General features: G+C 60.0%; 20 protein-coding genes. 11 read left to right on the top strand and 9 right to left on the bottom strand.

The window, feature by feature from the left end:
• Positions 1-356: 356 nt before the first annotated feature.
• Both MRBLMC3_RS13205 and MRBLMC3_RS13200 read left to right on the top strand, forming a co-directional pair.
• The gene (locus MRBLMC3_RS13205; protein ID WP_363829502.1) at positions 357-1,118 is read left to right on the top strand and encodes a histidine phosphatase family protein; all 762 of its coding nucleotides are present in this window, start codon (positions 357-359) and stop codon (positions 1,116-1,118) included.
• On the top strand, positions 1,115-2,014 hold the full coding sequence (locus tag MRBLMC3_RS13200) for an NAD(P)H-hydrate dehydratase (protein ID WP_363829500.1): 900 nt from the start codon (positions 1,115-1,117) through the stop codon (positions 2,012-2,014). The genes MRBLMC3_RS13205 and MRBLMC3_RS13200 overlap by 4 nt, the downstream gene beginning before the upstream one ends.
• Before the next feature lie 259 nt (positions 2,015-2,273).
• Here MRBLMC3_RS13200 and MRBLMC3_RS13195 read toward each other — a convergent pair whose 3' ends face one another.
• Positions 2,274-2,885, bottom strand: a complete 612-nt coding sequence (locus MRBLMC3_RS13195; protein WP_363829497.1) for a 3'-5' exonuclease — start codon at positions 2,883-2,885, stop codon at positions 2,274-2,276.
• A 24-nt stretch (positions 2,886-2,909) separates the two neighbouring features.
• Entirely contained in the window at positions 2,910-3,272 is a 363-nt protein-coding gene (locus tag MRBLMC3_RS13190) for a hypothetical protein (protein ID WP_363829494.1), read from the bottom strand.
• A 218-nt stretch (positions 3,273-3,490) separates the two neighbouring features.
• On the opposite strand from MRBLMC3_RS13190, the gene MRBLMC3_RS13185 reads away from it, so the two are divergent.
• The 5 genes from MRBLMC3_RS13185 (at position 3,491) to MRBLMC3_RS13165 (ending at position 11,687) form a co-directional block, all read left to right on the top strand.
• Positions 3,491-4,555 (top strand): helix-turn-helix domain-containing protein, encoded by a 1,065-nt coding sequence (locus MRBLMC3_RS13185; protein ID WP_363829491.1) that lies wholly within the window; start codon positions 3,491-3,493, stop codon positions 4,553-4,555.
• 3 nt (positions 4,556-4,558) lie between these two features.
• Positions 4,559-5,050 (top strand): hypothetical protein, encoded by a 492-nt coding sequence (locus MRBLMC3_RS13180; RefSeq protein ID WP_363829489.1) that lies wholly within the window; start codon positions 4,559-4,561, stop codon positions 5,048-5,050.
• A gap of 180 nt (positions 5,051-5,230) precedes the next feature.
• Positions 5,231-8,218 carry a TerB N-terminal domain-containing protein gene (locus tag MRBLMC3_RS13175; RefSeq protein ID WP_363829486.1) on the top strand — a complete coding sequence of 996 codons (2,988 nt, stop codon included), beginning with the start codon at positions 5,231-5,233 and terminating at the stop codon, positions 8,216-8,218.
• Positions 8,218-9,522, top strand: coding sequence for an ATP-binding protein (locus tag MRBLMC3_RS13170; protein WP_363829483.1), 1,305 nt, complete (start codon positions 8,218-8,220; stop codon positions 9,520-9,522). Before MRBLMC3_RS13175 ends, MRBLMC3_RS13170 begins: the two co-directional genes overlap by 1 nt.
• The gene (locus MRBLMC3_RS13165) at positions 9,519-11,687 is read left to right on the top strand and encodes a DEAD/DEAH box helicase (RefSeq protein WP_363829481.1); all 2,169 of its coding nucleotides are present in this window, start codon (positions 9,519-9,521) and stop codon (positions 11,685-11,687) included. Before MRBLMC3_RS13170 ends, MRBLMC3_RS13165 begins: the two co-directional genes overlap by 4 nt.
• A gap of 88 nt (positions 11,688-11,775) precedes the next feature.
• Here the strand turns inward: MRBLMC3_RS13165 and MRBLMC3_RS13160 are convergent, their stop codons facing one another.
• A complete protein-coding gene (locus MRBLMC3_RS13160; protein ID WP_363737144.1) occupies positions 11,776-12,750 on the bottom strand; it encodes a radical SAM protein in 975 nt (324 codons plus the stop codon).
• Positions 12,747-13,340, bottom strand: coding sequence for a cysteine hydrolase family protein (locus MRBLMC3_RS13155; protein ID WP_363829478.1), 594 nt, complete (start codon positions 13,338-13,340; stop codon positions 12,747-12,749). The genes MRBLMC3_RS13160 and MRBLMC3_RS13155 overlap by 4 nt, the downstream gene beginning before the upstream one ends.
• Before the next feature lie 75 nt (positions 13,341-13,415).
• On the opposite strand from MRBLMC3_RS13155, the gene MRBLMC3_RS13150 reads away from it, so the two are divergent.
• The 3 genes from MRBLMC3_RS13150 to pncB are packed head-to-tail and all read left to right on the top strand — an operon-like array spanning position 13,416 to position 15,659.
• Entirely contained in the window at positions 13,416-14,150 is a 735-nt protein-coding gene (locus tag MRBLMC3_RS13150; RefSeq protein WP_363737142.1) for an NUDIX hydrolase, read from the top strand.
• Between the two features lie 55 nt (positions 14,151-14,205).
• Positions 14,206-14,346 carry a hypothetical protein gene (locus MRBLMC3_RS13145; protein ID WP_363737141.1) on the top strand — a complete coding sequence of 47 codons (141 nt, stop codon included), beginning with the start codon at positions 14,206-14,208 and terminating at the stop codon, positions 14,344-14,346.
• Positions 14,347-14,354: 8 nt separating this feature from the next.
• A complete protein-coding gene (gene pncB / locus MRBLMC3_RS13140) occupies positions 14,355-15,659 on the top strand; it encodes a nicotinate phosphoribosyltransferase (RefSeq protein ID WP_363829475.1) in 1,305 nt (434 codons plus the stop codon).
• A 772-nt stretch (positions 15,660-16,431) separates the two neighbouring features.
• Here pncB and tnpA read toward each other — a convergent pair.
• The 5 genes from tnpA to MRBLMC3_RS13115 form a co-directional block, all read right to left on the bottom strand.
• The gene (gene tnpA, locus MRBLMC3_RS13135; protein WP_363829472.1) at positions 16,432-16,851 is read right to left on the bottom strand and encodes an IS200/IS605 family transposase; all 420 of its coding nucleotides are present in this window, start codon (positions 16,849-16,851) and stop codon (positions 16,432-16,434) included.
• Positions 16,852-16,989: 138 nt separating this feature from the next.
• Positions 16,990-17,331 carry a hypothetical protein gene (locus MRBLMC3_RS13130; RefSeq protein WP_363829469.1) on the bottom strand — a complete coding sequence of 114 codons (342 nt, stop codon included), beginning with the start codon at positions 17,329-17,331 and terminating at the stop codon, positions 16,990-16,992.
• Positions 17,328-17,639, bottom strand: a complete 312-nt coding sequence (locus tag MRBLMC3_RS13125) for an SEC-C metal-binding domain-containing protein (RefSeq protein WP_363829505.1) — start codon at positions 17,637-17,639, stop codon at positions 17,328-17,330. The genes MRBLMC3_RS13130 and MRBLMC3_RS13125 overlap by 4 nt, the downstream gene beginning before the upstream one ends.
• A gap of 166 nt (positions 17,640-17,805) precedes the next feature.
• Positions 17,806-18,495, bottom strand: a complete 690-nt coding sequence (locus tag MRBLMC3_RS13120) for a phytanoyl-CoA dioxygenase family protein (protein ID WP_363829466.1) — start codon at positions 18,493-18,495, stop codon at positions 17,806-17,808.
• A 361-nt stretch (positions 18,496-18,856) separates the two neighbouring features.
• A complete protein-coding gene (locus MRBLMC3_RS13115) occupies positions 18,857-19,114 on the bottom strand; it encodes a GlsB/YeaQ/YmgE family stress response membrane protein (RefSeq protein WP_363829464.1) in 258 nt (85 codons plus the stop codon).
• A 324-nt stretch (positions 19,115-19,438) separates the two neighbouring features.
• Between MRBLMC3_RS13115 and MRBLMC3_RS13110 the strand changes: the two genes are divergently transcribed.
• A partial coding sequence (locus MRBLMC3_RS13110; protein ID WP_363829462.1) for a DUF4142 domain-containing protein occupies positions 19,439-19,784 on the top strand: 346 nt, incomplete at its 3' end.

Below are 19,784 nucleotides of genomic sequence, written 5' to 3'. Positions count from 1 at the left end.
CTCCGATATTAGCGGAGACAAAGTCACTGAGAGCACCGCTGACGCGCACATTCAAAGTCATAGGCTTGGACATCAGGCCACCTTTCTGTCCACAAAATATGGAATATCGAGGACAAAAGCAAGGGTCACCGGAGAATATGCGGCAAACAACAGCATCGAGCAGTCACGTTGAAATCGACCCAAAGCGGAGGAAAAGCCTTTGAAATTTGGGAGCGGGTTGCCGACGTCCGCTTCTCTAATGCCTGCTACCATCGCGTGACAGATGACGCCGTACCAAGCTCCACATGCTAATTTGTGGGAACTACCGGGGCTGGCGAGCACTTACTAAGAATTGCCTGCTTTTTTAGGAGAATGCCTTGGGTGGATCCGGCCGCTGGCCAAACCAGCTGATCATCGTCCGCCATGGGCAGAGCGCCGGGAACGTCGCGCGCGATGCTGCGCATGAGGCGCAGGAGGATCGCATCCTTCTCTCTATCCGTGATGCCGATGTGCCACTCAGCGATCTCGGGCGGGAGCAAGCGGCGGCGCTGGGACGCTGGTTCGCAGAGCAGCCGAAGGAAGACCGACCGGAGGTCATTCTATCCTCGCCTTACCTCCGCGCCTGCCAGACTGCCGATATCTTCCGGAACGTTGGCGGCGCGCCCCGAGACGAGCAGATCTGCTTCGATGAGCGCCTGCGCGAGAAAGAGTTTGGGATACTGGATGGACTGACCCACACGGGCATCCGCCATCTCCAGCCCGAACAGGCCGCGTCGCGGCAGTTGCTCGGTAAATTTTACCATCGCTCACCGGGCGGGGAGAGCTGGTGCGACGTGATCCTGCGGTTGCGGTCTGTAATGGACACCATCTCGCTCCATTATGCGGGCAAACGGGTAATGATCTTCTCCCATCAGGTCGTGGTACTGTGCTTACGCTATATTATCGAAAATCTGGGCGAGCAGGAGATACTCGCCATTGATGCCAAGGGCGACGTAGCCAACTGCGCGATCACCGATTATCGTTTCAATGCGGAGGCAGGGAAGCTGGTGTTGCAACGCTACAATGTCACAGCGCCCATGGAGGAAGAAGCGACGCCCGTCACCAAGGCACCGGATCGCATCGCGGGTGCGCGGGGGTGATTGAAATCGACGAAGCGTGGCTCGCCGCTCATCCTTTGCCGGGCTTTGATACTGTGGCCGACAAGGACAGCCGTGGCCGCGTGCTGGTGGTCGGCGGGGCGGAGTTTGTGCCCGGCGCGCTGCGGCTGACGGGCGAGGCAGCGCTGCGCACCGGTGCTGGCAAGCTGCAGATGGCGACGGTGCAGGCAGTGGCGATGGCGCTGGGCGTGCTAATCCCCGAAGCGGCTATGATTGCGTTGCCTTCTGACGAAAAAGGCGAGATCGCGGCGGAGGCGGCGGATGTGCTACGCGAACGCTTTCTGCGCTGCGACGCCCTGATCCTCGGCCCTGGCATGAGCATCGGGGAGCGGACAGACCAGTTGGTCGCGGACCTCCTCAGCGCGCCCAACGCTTCGCGCACCATTTTGCTGGACGCGGCGGCGCTGACATCGGCGCGATATCTGGAGAAACTTATCGCGGCGCATGATGGGCATGTCATCCTGACCCCACATCATGGCGAGATGGCCCATCTGTCCGGGCTGGAAGTAGAAGCGGTGAAGGCCGACCTGGAAGGCGTGGCGCGTGATGTCGCAAGGCGGTTTAATGCGGTCATCCTGTTGAAGGGACAGGAAAGCCTGTTGGCAGAGCCGTCAGGCGAAATATTCGTACATCGGGGCGGGACCGTGGGCCTAGCCACTGGGGGATCAGGCGACGTGCTAGCGGGCATCATCGGCGGGCTGGCGGCGCAGGGCGCGTCACCACTCACGGCTGCCGGATGGGGAAGCTGGTTGCATGGCCGGGCGGGCGAAGTTCTGTCACGTCAGGTGGCTATGGCGGGCTTTCTGGCGCGCGAACTGTCCCCCTTAATTCCGCGCCTGATCGACGATGCCAGGCCTAACAGAACCAAACTTCGTTAAACGACCCTTTCTCGCCGCTCAGCGGCCAAATTTCGCCCACCAGCAGCGGACATATCATTACCGCGCACGGGCCGGTCATCATGTCCGCTTTGTTGGACAATGGGGACTGACCGGAATCAGACGCTGGCCTCGTGGAGCCGTCCTTCGTTCAGCTAATGGGGTCGGCACTTGGTGTTGCGGCAGGCAAGTGTGGCGCACACCAATGCTAAGAAGCCTGACTTATGCTTGGCTTGAATTGTGTTTGGTTAAGCTCAGGATTTCATTCCCCTTGAGGCACAAGCTTTGCCCGGATCAGCCGGAATATCTCCGCCTGATAACGAGCATCGGTCAGGGCATCGTGTGTGCCGGTAAGGGTCGGCTCCAGCTTTTGCGCGATCCGGCTCGAGCGGGTGTCTGCCCAGGAGCATCCCGTCGCTCCCATATACAGCGCCTTGATGTCGAGCGCCGTAAACCCAAAGGGGTTCCGTCCTAGAAAGCGATGGAAATAATAGTTCACGAATGACCAGTCGAACGGTGCGTTGAAGCCGACGAACACGACCTCACCATCATCGCCGGCAAGCTCGGCCAGCCATTGCTCAAAATTCTCCATGGCGAGGGGAGGATCGTCCCCGGTCTGCGCCAGCGTCTCCAGCGAGAGGCCCGTCACTTCGAGCGCTTTGGGGTCGAACTTGTCACCGATTGGCTTCAATTCGCAGGCAAAGCTCTTCTCCGACCCGAAAACCGAGCAGGCGCCAATCGAGAGCAGGCTAAATTCGCCGGGGATCGGTCCTGCCGTTTCGACGTCGACCGAGACGAATATCTCGCGCTTGTCGCTCATGAGATCAGGGGCTCCGTCGGTACAAGAGAAGGACGATTGCGGATCGCGTTCCAATGCTCGCGGAAAGCCCGCTTGCGGTCATCCGCACTTCCGCTGGCCTTCCAGTGAAGGCCGGAAAATGTGGTAATGTCGAACGGTAGGCTGGCTCCTTCCCGCACCATGACCATGGTGGGTATCGAGGGTTTCTTTCGTCACGTCGCGGCCCGCGATGTAGAACACCACATCGACGTCGACCGGGTCGGACACGGTCTTGCGCAGGATCGTATATTTCGCGAACGATCCTGCCTTCACCACCTTGGTAATCTTGATTTCGGTCTTGTCCCGCACGCTCTTGCACAACTCGGTGATCAGCCGATCGACCTGTGCGTGATATTCCTTCCGCTTGTCCGCGGGCAAGCGCAGTACATTGCTGTCATAGTATCGCAGCTGCGTGTTACTCAAAGCCATCGCCCACCCTTTCCGATCAGACATTCCCTGCCGGTGAGAACCCGGCCCCTGTTGCGCGACGCCATTTCGGTTTACAGAAAACTTGGATTTAGCGGCATGCGTTCAAATTTGGGGGCTGTTTACCGCATTTCAAGGGGTTTTGGTTTACAAAAATGCTCCTATATAGCACTTATGGAAACCGGCCCTGTTGTGAGGTCGTCAAGGAGGCCATCATGATCGGAAACAAGCTAAAGGTCGCACGCTCGGCTTCCGGCCTGTCGCTGCGCGCTCTGGCCGAAGCCATGGGCGGCGTCGTCTCCGCCCAGGCCATCGGGAAATATGAGCGCAACGAGGATATGCCGAGTTCTCGCGTGCTGATCGCGCTTGCGAAAGCACTCGCGGTATCGGAGGAGTATCTGCTGAGCGAGGATGAGCTTTCGCTTGAAGGCGTGGACTTCCGTAAGAAGGTCGGAACGTCTTCTCGTGAGGAGGCCACGCTCGAAGCGCGCGCTATTCATATGCTCGAACGCTATCTCGCCGTCGAGGACATGCTCCAGATGCGCAGCGTCGAATGGGAGCAGCCGCGAAGCGCGCCGCATCCCGTTGCCGACATACGCGACGCCGAGGATGCAGCCCGTTCGGTTCGAGATGATTGGGGTCTCGGCAACGATCCCATTCCGCACCTCGCCGAATTGCTTGAGGAGCGCGGCATCAAGGTGCTTTCGCTCGATCTTGACGATGTCGATGGCCTTGCCGCCAAGGTCCGACGCAAGGGCAGCGATGCCGCGCGGGTCATCGTCATCAAGCGGAGTTCCTGGTCAGAGCGCAAGCGCTTCAATCTTGCCCATGAGCTGGGCCATATGGTCATCGCTCCATCGGGCGGCGTCAATGAGGAAAAGGCGGCACATCGCTTTGCCGGTGCCTTCCTGATGCCGGCGGACGTGCTGCGCGCCGAGGTCGGTGCCCATCGTTCCTCGATCAGCATCGGCGAGCTCGTGGCGCTTAAGAAGCTGTTCGGGGTGAGCATCCAGGCACTGGCCTATCGCTGCAAGGATCTCGGCATCATCAACCAGGCGGCTTGCGCTCGTCTGTTCAAGATATTTGCGGAGCGTGGTTGGCGGAAGGCGCCCTTCGAGGAGCCGGAAAGCATGAAACCGGAAATGGAAGAGCCACGGCGCTTCGAACGGCTCTGCTATCGGGCTCTGGCTGAAGGCGTGATCGGCGAGTCTCGCGCAGCGGAACTTCTCAGCATTTCGGTGCGCGAACTCGATCGCCGGCTGGATCAGGTGGCGGCCTGATCCGTGGCCGTCCTCGTCTCCGACACATCTGTCATCATCGACCTCGAACGGGCAGGCCTTCTCGACGAGATGTTTCTGCTACCGTTCGAGTTCGCCGTGCCGGATTTGCTCTATGCCCGCGAGCTGGAGGGCGAACTTGGAGACCGGCTGATCGCGCTTGGTTTGCGCGTCGAGGAACTCACGGCAGCCGAACTGCGGCGCGCGACAGGCGTCAATCGCCAGCATCAGAAACTCTCAGTGCCCGACACCTTTGCCTTCGCACTTGCGGAGTCGCGGACATGGGCGCTGCTGACCGGCGATGGGATCCTGCGTGAACTGGCCGTTGCCGAACAGATCGCCATGCACGGGGTTCTATGGATCTTCGACCAGATGGCCGATGGTGCCCACGTGCAATTCGACCGGTTGCATGGCGGCCTGACCCAACTGTCCGCCCATCCGCGCTGCCGCCTTCCTGCGAATGAAGTGAAACATCGCTTGACCCGGTTTGCCGGCTGACATGGCTGGACGGGACTAAGGCTAGTCAAGTCTCGTCCGAGCCCATCGGCGGAGGTCTGCTGAATGGCGATGTCCCTTTCGGAAACGCGGACTTTGCAACGCTAGCGTGCCGCAATTTCCCTCCGCCCGGCGATCAAAAATCAGCGTGACCTATCAGCCGCAAAATGGCAGGCTTTCCACATGGGGACCATCTGGAAAATAATCCGCATCATCGGACTCTATGTTGCCTTCTTCATTGCCAGTACGATAATATCCGCGATCCTATTGGACAGCCTTCCGGATGCAGTCGAAGCGCTCTTCATCCTGTTCGCGCCTGTTGTATTCATAATCTGGTACGAAAAGCGTCGAGCGGCGAAGATTGCCCTCAGGACTGCTCCTATGGAAAACATTACTGCCCCCCGTCGCAGCCTTGTCCCTGAACAAGCTGATGCGCAAAATTCGAGGACAGACCCGCTTCCAGAATGGCGGGATATTTTACCTGTTACGCATCCTCACCTGTCGAAAGATGTATTGGAAGAGCCGATGCCCTCGCGCCCAGACAGCGCCGAAGCCAGCGCCCCTCCCAGAGTCCCGGTGACGCCCATCTCGGCATCGTCCGATGATCCCAAATCGTCCAGAACCCGAGAGCTCAGGGAACGGCTCTTTGGCGATGCTTCTTCCATTTTTGATCCAAAGAACGCGGACCGCATCCAAGCTATCGCCTCGCGATCACCAGCGGTTCAAAAGAAACCTAATGGTTCTATCGACCCCGCATCCTCGCAAGCATACCGGTCTCAACAGGATAATGCCGAGCTTGTTCGTGTCGGCAGAGTCGCCCGCGAGGCGCTCCAAGCCGCGTCGCTAAGGCGCGCTGCGGAGAAGGAAGGCCGCGCGCCGCAGCAAGGCGCACCCTCCACCAAACTCTCGGTCGCGAACCAAGGAACAGATCCGGCAGTTGCCCGTCCATCACGCATAGAAGATCTGCGTCAAAAACTTTTCGGGGGCGAACCCCGCGCTCCTTCGCCGCCCATTGTCGCCAAGCCCGCTGAACAGCGTCCAGCCAGCCGCCCACCAAGCTCTTCTGTCAAAGCCCAGGGATGGCAGCGGAAAGGTCAGATCGTGACCATCGCCGGACGTGAGATCGACGGGATGGTCTATGTTGGGACACCGCCCAATTTCAACGCACATGGTTATGGCGAGAAATGCCGCACCTATATCGATCCATCGCTCTCGGTCGCGTCATACGGCTCCGACAAGAATGGCGACGGCATGTCCTATTGGCCCGGATATTCGAGCATTCCGGCTGTCTGCCGAGCCACCTATCTCGATTGGCTGGCGGGAGGTCGCCGCGATGGGACCGTCAACCCGGGCTACATGTTCCTGTTCTTCTACGGCTTGGAGCGCCGGTTTCTGGTCGACCAGCCACCAGAAGATGAGAAGCTGGAAATCGTGGCCGAGGTCGAGCGACTTAAGGCCCTCTTTGCGCAGAATTATTCCGTGCAGAGATATCTCGGCGAATTTCTGGATATCGCCCGCATCGTGGCGATGGGCGGGCTATCGCTCGATGATCCGGCACTCAAGCAGAGCATTCTCGACAATCGCAGCTGGGATCTACCTTTCTCATTGAAATTCGCACTCGGCGGAATGATCGCCGAGGGCAAGGCGTTCGATGCGGAGTGGCTGCATCTGTGGCTGCTATGCCATCCGGAACGCCGCCTTCGCACGCCGGCTGAACGCTGCCGCGAAGAGTTCAAGGCACTCTTCAAATTGAAGTTCGATGCCCTCCATCCCGATGGCCTCAAGGTCCGAACGCCGCGCAAGAAGCTTGCGATGAATTACCGCGCGGCTTCGAGCGAGTTCAGTTGCTCGGTCAATCTCACGGCGGGCGAAGGCAAGGATATCGCGGTCCCCGATGTCACCGACCTGCGGTCACCGGTTCAGAAAGCGCAGACCATCGCGGATGAAGCGATGGACGAGCTCGACAAGTTCAGCCGCTATCTTGGGCGCAACGCCGACGGCAGAGGATCGATCGAGGCCCAGGCCCTGCTCCCCGCCGAATTGTGGAATCTTTTTCCTTCCGCCGAATTGGAGGGCCTCAGGGAATGGGCGCGTGGACATGTGGAGGGAGGCGGGTTCATTCAGGCCCTCGAGCTCGTCACCCGCCTGGAAGGCAATGCCCCCGGCAAGATCGGCAAGCGCCAGTTGGCCGGAGCGGCCGATGCGCTCGCCCGCATCGGCTTCGGCATGGCGCCTGATCCAAGATTTTCGCTGCGTGGACCTCGAATTGACGATCCAGTCGTCATTTTCGATCTGGGCGAAACGGTTGAGCAGCTGGAAGTCGTCTCGCCGGCATACAAGACGGCATTGTTCGAGCTGGCGCTGGCGACCTTCGTCGCGCATTCGGATAGCAAGATCGTCGAGGCGGAACACCGGGCGCTCCGGGACAAGGTCGATGCGACCGGGGGCCTCACAGAACTCGAGCGAAAGCGTCTCCATGCCAATCTGAAATGGTATCTGGAGGTTCCGCCCGACATGTCATGGCTGCGCAGCAGGTTGAAGGAGGTGGATGCGGAACACCATCTCGCGCTGCGTGCGGCGGTTGTCGTGATCGCCCATGCCGATAGCGTAATACAGTCCGAGGAGGTGGCCTGCATCGAGAAGATCTACAAGGCATTGGGGATCGATGCCGGTCTCGTATACGCGGACCTTCATGCCGGCGACGTGTCCGATGGGCCGGTGCGGGTCAGGGCAGCCGAAGCAGAGGCACCAGGCGAGCAAATTCCGGCCGAGCCGAATGTCCGGAGCACCGCGCTTGATGCGGCACGCATCGCGGCGATCCGGAGTGATACCGAGCGCGTTTCGAACGTTCTGGGCGAGATATTCGCGGCGGACGACGACGCTAGCGACGAGGCGCCTCACACACACGCACTGTCATCGTCCCTGGCGGGTCTCGACCACAGACACGCTGCACTGGTCGATCTTCTCGCCCAGCGCGAGCATTGGACCCAACAGGAATTCGCGGACATTGCCGGTAAGCAGGGCCTACTGCCATCGGGTGCTCTGGAGGCCATAAACGAATGGGCTTTCGAAAAATTCGATGAAGCCCTGCTTGACGAATATGATGGCTATGACGTGTCACAGGATATCGCGGATGCATTGCGCACCGAAAGGGCGAAGGGGGATAATTGATGTCGAAATTGAAGCCGCGCGAGAGTGACGCGATCGTCCAGGCATTGCGTGCCGGTGTCGTGCCGAAGCTCGGGCTTCGTCATATCCAGGTCGGCCGCGCCCGCGAGATCGAGGAACTCGTCAAGGACATGGACCGGATCGCCGATGGCGGTTCCGCGATCCGGTTCATCATCGGCGAATATGGGTCGGGCAAGACCTTCTTCATGAACCTCATCCGCCTCGTCGCGCTGGAAAAGGGCCTGGTGGTGATGTTTGCCGATCTTGCTCCGGACCGGAGAATTCACGCGACCGGTGGGCAGGCACGGAGTCTCTATGCCGAAATGGCGCGCAACCTTGCGACGCGAACTAAGCCCGATGGCGGCGCGCTTGCCAATGTCGTTGAGCGGTTCGTCAGCCAAGCCCAACATGATGCCGAGACAAAAGACCAGCCGACCGCCGAAATCATTCGCCAGCGCCTCGCGCATTTCGAGGAACTGACCGGGGGCTTTGACTTCGCGCAGGTCATTCGCCGATATTGGGAGGGCCATGAAACGGGCGACGAGGAGCTCAAGTCGGCGGCGATCCGCTGGCTGCGCGGCGAGTTTGCCACGAGGACCGATGCTCGCAAGGCGCTCGGAGTCCGCACGATCATCGATGATGCGAGCGTCTATGATCATCTGAAGCTGATGTCGGCATTCGTGTGCGAAGCGGGCTACAAGGGCCTGCTCGTCGGCTTTGATGAGATGGTCAACCTTTACAAATTGACCTCATCGCAGGCCCGCAACGCCAATTATGAGCAGATCCTGCGCATCCTGAACGACGTCCTGCAGGGCAGCGCGGAAAATCTGGGCTTCCTTATGGGAGGAACGCCCGAGTTCCTGATGAATACGCGCCGGGGCCTCTACAGCTACGAAGCGCTGCAATCGCGTCTGGCCGAGAACAGCTTCGCGCGCGAGGGCCTCGTCGATCTCTCCGGACCGGTCATTCGGCTTGCGAGCCTGACGCCCGAGGATCTGTTCGTCCTCCTGGCGAATATCCGCGCCGTCATGCAGGGCGACAACCCTACGCTACCGGACGATGCCCTTGAAGCCTTCATGGTCCATTGTTCGGACAGGATCGGCGAAGCCTATTTCCGGACCCCGCGCAACACGGTCACCGCTTTCGTGAATCTCCTGGCGGTTCTAGATCAGAACCCCGGTGTCGAATGGTCCGATCTCATCGACAAACTCGACGTCGCCGAAGATGACGGTGACGACATGAGCGATGTCGACGAGACGGTCGGCGCGGATCCGGAAACAGAAGAGCTCGCCAGCTTCCGCCTGTGAGCACGGCCTTCGACAAGCTCGCCCGGCCGATCCAGAAATGGGTTCGCGCGCAGGGCTGGCGGGAACTGCGCGATATCCAGGCGCGTGCGACGCATGTGCTCATGGACAGCGATGCCGACCTGATCGTTGCCGCGAGCACGGCTGGAGGAAAGACCGAAGCCGCGTTTCTGCCGCTGCTGTCCCAGATCCTCGATGATCCGTCCGGAATTTCCGGTTTCGACCTTCTCTATGTCGCGCCTTTGAAGGCGCTTATCACCGATCAGGCGCGCCGGCTGGACGATATCTGCCGCGAAGCCGAACTGCCGGTCATACCCTGGCATGGCGATGTGCCCGCCTCGGTCAAGACCCGAGCCATCAAGCGGCCGCGAGGGGTTCTGCTGATCACCCCGGAATCGCTCGAAGCTCTTTTCATTCGGCGAGGGCTGGAGCTGCCTCGGCTGTTTGGTGCGACACGCGCCGTCATCCTCGATGAATTGCATTCCGTGCTCGACAGCGAGCGCGGGATTCAGATTCGCTCACTGCTTGCACGCCTTGAGCAGTCACTGAACCGCCCGATCCGCCGCGTCGGCCTCTCGGCTACGCTCGGCGATATGGAGCTGGCAAAGGCGTACCTGCGTCCCGATAGCCCCGGGGAAGTGAGGGAAGTGGTTGCCGCAGGCGGGGGCGCGGAGTTGCAGCTCCAGCTGCGCGGCTATGTGACCGGAGACAACGATGATGAAGGGCCATCGGCGACAGACGCCATCGCTCTCCATCTCTTCGGACACCTCCGGGGCAGCGACAACCTAGTGTTCGCGGGCGCGCGCCAGGCGGTCGAGATCTATTCGGATCGATTGCGGACGTTGTGCGAGAAAGATCGTCTGCCTCAGGAATTCTATCCCCATCATGCAAGCCTGTCTCGGGATCATCGAGATTTCGTCGAGCGGCGCCTGAAGGACGGCAGCGCGCCGACCACCGCGATCTGTACCTCGACACTCGAGCTTGGCATCGACATTGGCGATGTGACCTGTGTCGGGCAGATCGGCGCCCCCTTCAGCGTGGCCGCGCTCCGGCAGAGGCTGGGCCGGTCTGGACGGCGTCCGGGTAAACCGGCCATTCTCAGGCAATATGTTGTTGAGGCGAAGCTCACCCCGACGAGCAACTTTTCCGACCGATTGCGACTTGGCCTCGTACGGGCCGTCGCAATGATCGAACTGCTGCTCGAGGGCTGGTGCGAACCACCGCAACGCGGCGCGCTGCACCTCTCGACACTTGTCCATCAAATCCTCTCCGTGATTGCGCAGCGTGGCGGCATCCGCGCTCAGAAGCTATACGGGATGCTCTGCCAGAAGGGTCCGTTTCGGCAAGTCGATACTCAGCTCTTTCTCGATGTGCTCCGGGCGCTAGGGCACCCGGAGACGGCACTCATCGAGCAGGCTGATGACGGACTACTGCTCCTTGGGGCGATGGGCGAAAAGCTCGTCGAGCATTATAGCTTCTATGCGGTCTTCCAGACGCCCGAGGAGTACCGGCTGATATGCGGAGGCAAGGAACTGGGCACCCTGCCGATCGACAATCTGATTGCTCCGGGGATGCTTCTAATCTTCTCGGGCCGGCGATGGCTCGTGCTTGAAGTTCATGATCGCGATCGCGTCATCATGGTTTCGCCCGCCAAGGCGGGTGTTCCTCCGCTCTTCGGAGGCGACCCGGGCAATATCCATGATCGGGTGATCGAACGCATGCTTGACATCCTCGAGAACCAAAATCGTCCGATCTACATGGATGCGACCGCGCTGGAATTGCTTGAGGAAGCCCGAAGTCACTACGCACAATTGCAGTTCGGTCCCGGTCGTATCGCGCAGCTGGGAGAAAATGCCGCGATCCTCGCCACGAGAACGGGTTCAATTCGAACCACAACGCTTGCCCTGGCCCTGCGCGCAGCTGGATTTACAGTGCAAAGGCATGACGGCTTCCTTGAGGTTTTCGGGAAAGACGGCACGCCACCGCTAATCGATGCGCTAGCAGCACTTGCCAGCGGCGAGGCCGTGAATCTTTTCACGCATTCGCCGAACTTGGTATTTGAAAAGTTCCATCCCCATCTGACCGAGGCATTACTGCAGCAAGATGCGCTTTCAGCGCGGTTAGACACTGCCGCATTGGCTGAACTTTCTCGCTCAATCGTCGGGTGAAGGAAAGACCGCTATTAGGGAGCGTGTTCTAGGGCTTGAAGGTCGGCTAAGTCGGCGCTTGCAGTCAAATGAGTTCGCCCGGACGGATTCATGCTAGCAGCGGTTCGAACTTGGCAAACTGCTGGGTACTGGGGCAATCGGCGCAGTCGCGAGCCGGCCGCACGCGCTGGTGCAACTGCAATTGGCGCGGCAGAGCCTGAAGATCCGCGACACTACGAAGATCATCAACTGAAACGCCGAAATGCTCTGGCGCAAAGCTACATGGCGCGATGCGGCCGGCTTCGTCTATAAACAGGAAGGTTTCTGCTACCCGGCAATCGGCGACGGACAGTGGTCGCCCCGCGACCGTGTCGGCGAACCGCTCCAGATAAGCAGTCCCGCCGACCAACGTTGTTCCCATCTGGCCGAGCTCGATGCGCAGCCGGGGCACCTCAGCCACCAGTTGCGCGACATCGTCGGGGCGTAGGCGATGGTTGGGATAGAATTCGGGTCTATCGCGCCCGCCCAACTGATTGAAGCTGATTTCGTCGACTCCCCAGCCTGCGAGTATTCGGCACAATGTGGCAAAACCATCGATGTTGTCGCGCATCAGCACGATGTTGGCGCGCACTTTGAGCCCCGCGCCCGCGGCGTCCCGCTCACCTGTCAGCGCCGGGACGCTCTGCGCGAGCTTGTCGAATGCGCCGCGCCAGCCGCGCATGGCATCATGGAAGCTGGGCATGCCATCGATACTAATCGTGACCTCCCTGTAGCGCTGCACAAGCTCCGCTCGCACGCGCGGCGCACCCAAGCGGGTCCCGTTGGTGGTCAGGCTAAGTCCAATGCCTTGGCTGGCCGCGTGCTTGTCCAGCTCGGCACGCGGCGCCCACAACAACGGCTCGCCGCCGAGCCAGCTCAACAGCACCGGACGTCCGGTTTCGCTCCGCCACGCACCGAGCAGGTCGATGAGCCGCGCCACCTGCTTCGGATTCGCCTCTTCCCGCGGTAAGCTCAGGCGCTTGTCATAGGCGCAGAAGGGACACGCCAGATTGCAGTGATTAGAGACGCGCCACAGGACAATCATGCCGCCGCCTCCAACCGAACCGGCGCGCCCGCAAAATCATCGGCGATGACTTGTTCGATCGGTCGCCTGATACCGCGGGTAAGTCGCGTCGGCACTTCGACCGGGAATCCACGTGCGAGGAGGCCCTCGATTGCCCAGCGTATGCAATAGTCGGCAGCGACGCCGATCACCGTCACTTCGTTGACGCCCCGCGCCTTCAGCTCCGCAAAGAAGGCGTCCCGCGCAATCTGCTCACCTGTGGCGACCACCGCAATCGTGAGGTCGGGCTCGGCCCACATGTCAAACATGCCCTTTTCGAGGCGATAGACCGGCATGGCAGGATCGATCGCGTCTGGATCGAGCACATTCTTCCATCCCGGCGTGCCCTTCTCGCAATGTGGTGGAAACTCTTCGGCCTCTGTCGAGGCTGCATAGATAGCAGGCAGGTGCGTGTCCGCAGTGAAGAGCACGCCAGCCACGTCTTCGGAACGTAGGCCCGCGAGCCATGCTTTCATTGGTTGTACGATCGCCTCCGCTCCACCCACCGGCAGTGCCCCGTCGGCGGCCACGAAATCCCGCTGCATGTCCACGACGATCACGAAACGCTTCATGGCTCATCTCCTTGGCATTTGACATATGTGCACTTCGCACATAAGTAAAGCGCATAACGCATATAAGGTGGAGCAATGGACGAAGCTGCCTTTCTCGAAAACTACGATCCTGCGGCGTATGAACGCCCGTCAGTCGCGGTAGATCTGATCTTGATGAGCGTGGTCGATGGCGCGCCTGCCGTGTTGCTCACGCGACGCGACCAACACCCGTTTGCGGGGGCATGGGCGCTGCCCGGCGGCTTTGTCGGGATCGGTGAGAGCCTCGACGAAGCGGCGCATCGTATCCTTGTCGAGAAGGCGCGGATGTCGGATGCCTATGTCGAGCAGCTCTACACGTTCGGGGCAGTCGATCGTGACCCGCGGACGCGGATCATCAGCGTGGCCTATTTCGCGCTCCTCCCGGCGGACCGCTTCGCGGCCGCGTTGAAGTCCGCCCCGGAGCTGGCGCTCGCAGAACTCAACGTACCATGGCCCGGCGAGATAGGCGGCCCCATCGAGGCGCGTATCGGTGACGGCGATCCGCTGCAACTGGCGTTCGATCACGGTGAGATGCTCAGCCTCGCGGTGCAGCGCCTGCGCGGGAAGCTCGACTATTCCGGGATCGCCTTCGCGCTCCTGCCCGAGCGTTTCACGTTGCGCGCTTTGCAGGACATCTACGAAGCCATCCTCGACACCAAGCTCAACAAGCCTGCCTTCCGTCGCCGCATGCTCGACCGCGGCTGGCTGGAAGCGACGGGCGAGCGCGAAACCGGCGCGTCGTTCCGTCCGGCCGAACTCTATTGCTACCGTCAAGCAAAAGGGGAACAATGATCGCGCACGTCCGCAATTTCGGTTTCATCGCGCAGCAGGCAAGCTCCCCGGCGAAATGATCGAGGTCACCTTGCGGATGAACGATGGCGGCGTGATCTTTGCGGACGGCATGGAACAGGACTTTCTGGTGTTCGACTGGGGCCGCCGCGTATCCGTGGCTCTCGCTGCCCATGCTCTTCACCTCGTAACTGGCTAGGATCGACCATGCCCGTCACCGATATCGCGACTCGTGTCTATAATCATGGCTGGCGGCTCGATCCGGTCGTGCGAAGCCTGCTCGACACCGACTTCTACAAGCTGCTGATGCTGCAGATGATCCGGCATCTGCATCCAGACGTGCAGGCGACCTTCTCGCTGATCAATCGCAGCAAGTCGGTGCGATTGGCGGACGTGATCGACGAGACGGAGCTGCGCGAGCAACTTGACCATGCGCGTACGGTCCGCTTCTCAAAGAAGGAGCTGATCTGGCTCGCGGGCAACAGCTTCTACGGCAAGCAGCGCATGTTCGCGCCCGATTTCATCGGATGGCTGGCCGATTTCCAGCTGCCCGACTATGAGTTGCGCAAGGTCGACGGCCAGTTCGAACTGCAGTTCGAGGGGCCGTGGACGCATACGACGATGTGGGAGATCCCGGCGCTTGCCATCGTCAACGAGCTACGTTCGCGTGTCGCGCTCAGGGGTAAGGGCCGCTTCGAGCTCGACGTGCTCTACGCCCGCGCCAAGGCCAAGCTCTGGGAAAAGGTGGAACGGATGCGCCAGCTTCCTGACCTGGTGATTTCAGATTTCGGCACCCGCCGCCGCCACAGCTTCCTCTGGCAACGCTGGTGCGTTGAAGCGCTCAAGGAGGGTTTGGGCACGCGCTTCATCGGCAGCTCGAACGTGTTGCTAGCGATGGACAATGACCTAGAGGCGATCGGCACCAACGCCCACGAGCTGCCAATGGTGCTGGCGGCTCTCGCCGATGATGATGCCGGCGTCGCGGCCTCGCCCTATCGGATGCTAGAGGAATGGCAGGCACACTATGACGGTAACCTGCTTATCGCGCTCCCGGATGCTTTCGGCACTACCGCGTTTCTGCGCGACGCCCCCGATTGGCTCGCCGACTGGACCGGCTTCCGTCCGGACTCCATGCCCCCGATCCGGGGCGGCGAGCAGATCATTGCCTGGTGGGAGGCGCATGGCCGCGATCCTCGCACCAAGCTGCTGATCTTCTCCGATGGGATGGATGTCGACAGCATCGAAGCGACGTATCGTCACTTCCATGGTCGGGTGCGGATGAGCTTCGGCTGGGGCACCAACCTCACCAACGACTTTCGAGGCTGCGATCCCGATGGCAGGCACGAGCTGCGGTCGATCTCGCTCGTGGCCAAGGTGACTAGCGCCAACGGGCGTCCTGCCGTGAAGCTCTCCGACAATCCTTCCAAGGCGACCGGCGATCCTGCTGAAATCGAGCGCTACCTGAGGATCTTCGGGCAAGATGGTCGAGTACAACAGGCCGTCGCAGTTTAATCAGCCTCCGGGCGACGCCCCAAGTTATTTGAACTCGACCTGCGGGGTGAGGTGGTCGCGACGATCGTCTGCGATGAGGCCTGTTGGCAGCAACAAGTATCTGGGCTCTGGGATAGCCGCCATTGGTTTGGAGGATGAACGAATGGCGCCTTGTAGGACCGTAGGCGGATCACCGAAACGGCGGCTATGTTGGCGGCCGACGCCATACTCCGGGCGGCTACGGCTTGGTCGAACCCTGCCGATCTGACCCGTGGCCCCTATGCTGAGTGAGCGGCTCTTCGTTAAGGTGAACGGTAAGCCCGATGTCGCACAATGTCACTTTCTCGAAATATCGATCACCGTGACGGTCGATGATCCTCTCATGCCGAGCGAGCGCTCCACCTCGATTCCGCTGAGGCGTGTAGGCAATCCGCACGTTCAACAAGCGTCCTTTCGTCTTGCTTTCACCGGCGCGCCATGCGGCACCCTTCAGTACCGTGCCTTGTTCAGTAAGAGCATCTGCCCTGCACCACACCCGGGACAATGGGGCGGCGAGGCATCAACGAGTTCGGCGACTATTAGCGCATCGCATGGCTCACATTTGCAGATGAGAAAGCCTGGCATGCAATTCCTCAAGTTCCCACTTGTTTATCTGCAAGCGCAGATGAACGAAGGGCAGCTTACAACGACCGGGCCAAGCGCGTAAGTGACCGTTTAATTGGCGAAATTCTCCATCATTGCCCACGCATGACCGTCGGACAGCTGAATGACTGACCGGCTGACGCCGGTAGGATCATGGCGAGGGGCTGAAGCCGTTTTTGTGGCCATGTCTGTTGAGGTACCGCAGGATGGCGTCATCGGTGATGTTGCCGGACGTGGTCGAGAAGTAGCCACGCTGCCAGAAGCGCTGACCCCAATAGCGCTTACGGATATGCTCGAACTCCTGCTGGATTTTGCGCGATGACCGCCCCTTTGCACGGCGAACGAAGTCACTGACCGAGACGTGGGGCGGTATCTCGACGAACATATGGATATGATCGCGCGAGAGCACGCCATGAACGATCGTCACCCCCATTTCGGCGCAGACCTGTCGGATGATCTCGCGCACGCGTAGACGCACCTCGCCATGGAGTACCTTGAACCGATATTTCGGTGCCCAGACCAGATGGTAGCGATGATGAAATGTCGTGTGACAACCGCTGCTGTAGCCCATAGCCTGTACCCTCGGAGAAAAATGAACAGCCCGAAGGGCGAGTGTTCATTTTTCTCCGAGGGTACAGGCTACTGGCCGAGTCCGTGGCTGAAGCCAGCATCCGACTGAAGTCGGAGGGGTTTCTCCTCATGGAGGACTCTAAAATTTCTGCGGTGCGGGCACATCATCGCCATCATATTCAAACAGGAGCCTGCTAGCCCTCCCGTTGTCATCGATACCAGGAACGGTCGTGATGCGTTTACTCTGAAAGGCAGCTGCGAGGATCTCTGCTTCAGTCATAGCCAAATTGGCCATCAGGTGGATGACGCTTCGCCTTCCCTCATCGCGCCGGCTCAACTTCTCCTCGCGAAGGTAGGTTTCTAGCGAGTTTCGCCTTTGCCACTGCCCCCAAACGAAGCGGCTATATGCCGCGCTTGCAATGGCTGCGGTAAGTATTGTTGCCCAGTTTGCAGCGACAGTCAGTCCGTCCATATATGTCATTTTTGCCCCCCATCTACTGGCAACGCTGTAGCGCTTGATAGCACTGGCCATACAGAAGCGTAGTTGTGAACGTATGGCGCTTTCAGGCAGACGATGATAGCCGATGAACGTCCGAAATGTTGGCGGAGCCGGATGCGGGGCTGGCTTTCGCCAGCCCCGGCTGGATCAATCTCGCCAATAATCATGGCGTTCGGTGCCATCGAAAGCAGCCCGTCTCCAGACAGCACCGCTTGAAATCTGAGGCCCGAGCCACACGGGCAAGGATCGTTGCGTCCGAGCTTCTCGATCAGTTCCTTGTCACCATGCACAAAGCGCAAGCCACGCTTTACGTGCGTTTCGGACGGATAGCCCTTGCGGCGCTTAGAAGTGCGCTCGAAAGCAGGGCAGGTCGAATGGGTCGCGATTGATTGTCATCGTGGCCTCCTGTTGTTGTGGGCAGTGGCGGTTAGCACGATCGCCAGCGCCGATCGAGAGTCATGTGACCCCCAGCCAGGCGAGGCCTTCCGGCAGCTCTTGAGTGCTGAAATCGATCTGCAGTACACGCCGCCGCCCTGGCCTGGCGGCAGCCTCAGAGGCATGGAGGATCGGCGTGGAATAGGCCCAGATGTCGCCAGCCAAAGCGGTGCATGCGATCGTGCCACAGCGCCGGGCCGCTGTTTTGACTTGATCCGCCGGTACACGCCCTAGCTTATGGGAACCGGGAGCGATCAGCAGCGGAGCATTCGTGGAAGGCACATCGTCTAGATGTACGCGCAGCGTGACCATTCCCGCCAAGAGGTCGAATGGCGGTGCCACATGATACAGGCCAGCCTTAATCGACCATGGGCCATAGTCTTCAACATCCGCCTGATGCTGGACGCAAATCGTCCGATCTTGGTGCCATGCGAGGGACCAATTCGTGCTCTCCGTTTTGTCGAACAGGATAGCGCGGACCGCCTTGCCCATGCCCCCTAAAGCCTGGCGTGCCACAAGCCCAATCGGCCCATGTGGCGCAACGTAGGTTTCCAGAGCCGAAAATCCACTGATCCGTACACCTGCTTGCTCTACCGGGAGTGAAGCTAGGATGGCCTCCAAGTCACTCAGATGGGGCAGAACCGCGCCCCTAAACAACGCGGCACCATGTTCGTGGAGGGTGAGATGATCGAGATCGGTATCCATCAGCATGACCATGGCTAAGCTGGTCGAGACTGTTTTTGCAATGGCGGAAACTCCGATTTCGCGAATGAATGAACGACTGGTTCCGACGCCCCGGGCCGGGCCGCTGAACGTCTCGTTTGTTGGCGGCCCTTGCCGTGCCTTTTACCGAAACTGAAGCGCAGCAATCGACCAGGAACCGCCGGTCCAAGCTAGCCGCGCGAGTGGCCGGTTTCTCCGCAACCGGACATTCGCCTTACATTCATGTGAGCTTGCGAGCAGGCCACGGCTAATCAAGCACAGCTGTTGCAACTCTCAATCGTACAGAACATGTGGCGTGATACTAACGGTGCGGGAGCCAATGGCCGGGGGTGCTGTATGCGGCAGAATGTCAGCGTATTGAGCTTCGACGAACGAGATTTACGATCGCAAGCAAGATGATCGCACCAACTAGCGATACCAGGAATGTCATGACCGTAAGCGGGGCGTTGTTGATGTCACCTCGGGAGAGGATCAGGCCGCCGATGAAGGAGCCGATAATGCCGACCACGATATTGAGGATGATGCCCTGCTGACCATCTGTCCGCATGATGATGCTGGCAAGCCATCCGATAACGCCGCCAACGACGAGCCACATGATAATTCCCATAACCGTTCTCCTGCGATCCAGAAGACGATTTGGCCGCATTGACGCATCGTGCCCGGAATATCTGCTAACCCCTCAGTTGGCAGAAGCGTTCCAAAGACTTTGGATACACCAGACGAGATGAAATAGTTTGGGCGCTTATTCATGATATTAGCGCGAAAAATAAAAATAAAATCTGCCGACCGTAACATTGTCACGTGCGGATCGTTGTCTGAATGCTCCAAGCGATGCCTTTCCATCCTGGATGGTGCGTTTCCAGCCCAACAATAGACGCCAACTTCCCACAGGCAAAAGCCTGTGGATGCCGCGTCTGTAAGGAATAACACCATGAAACATAACGTTTTCGCCGTCCTCGTCGGGACGGCAGCACTTGGCGCCGCGACTATTGCGGCAGCCCAGTCCACGACGCCGGCTACCACGGGCAGCTATTCGAGCATGAATGTGGGCGCCGCTCCCATCCACGGCCTCGACGGCCCAGCTTTCTCCGCCGCCGCCTCCGATGCCAATGGGTTCCAGATCGCGGCAAGCCGCCTCAGCCTGACGCGCTCGCAACGCAGCGATGTCAAGGACTATGCCCGGCGCATCATTTCGGAATCACAGACCTCCCAGCAGACGCTGATGGCGTCGCTGAGCAACGACCAGCGCAAGATCGCCCGGCCCAGCACTCGCCTGT

The organism is Sphingobium sp. LMC3-1-1.1 (assembly GCF_040676285.1).
Lineage (GTDB): Bacteria > Pseudomonadota > Alphaproteobacteria > Sphingomonadales > Sphingomonadaceae > Sphingobium.
The sequence above is the reverse complement of the archived record's forward strand: the minus strand, read 5'-3'. Positions and strand labels throughout refer to the sequence as shown.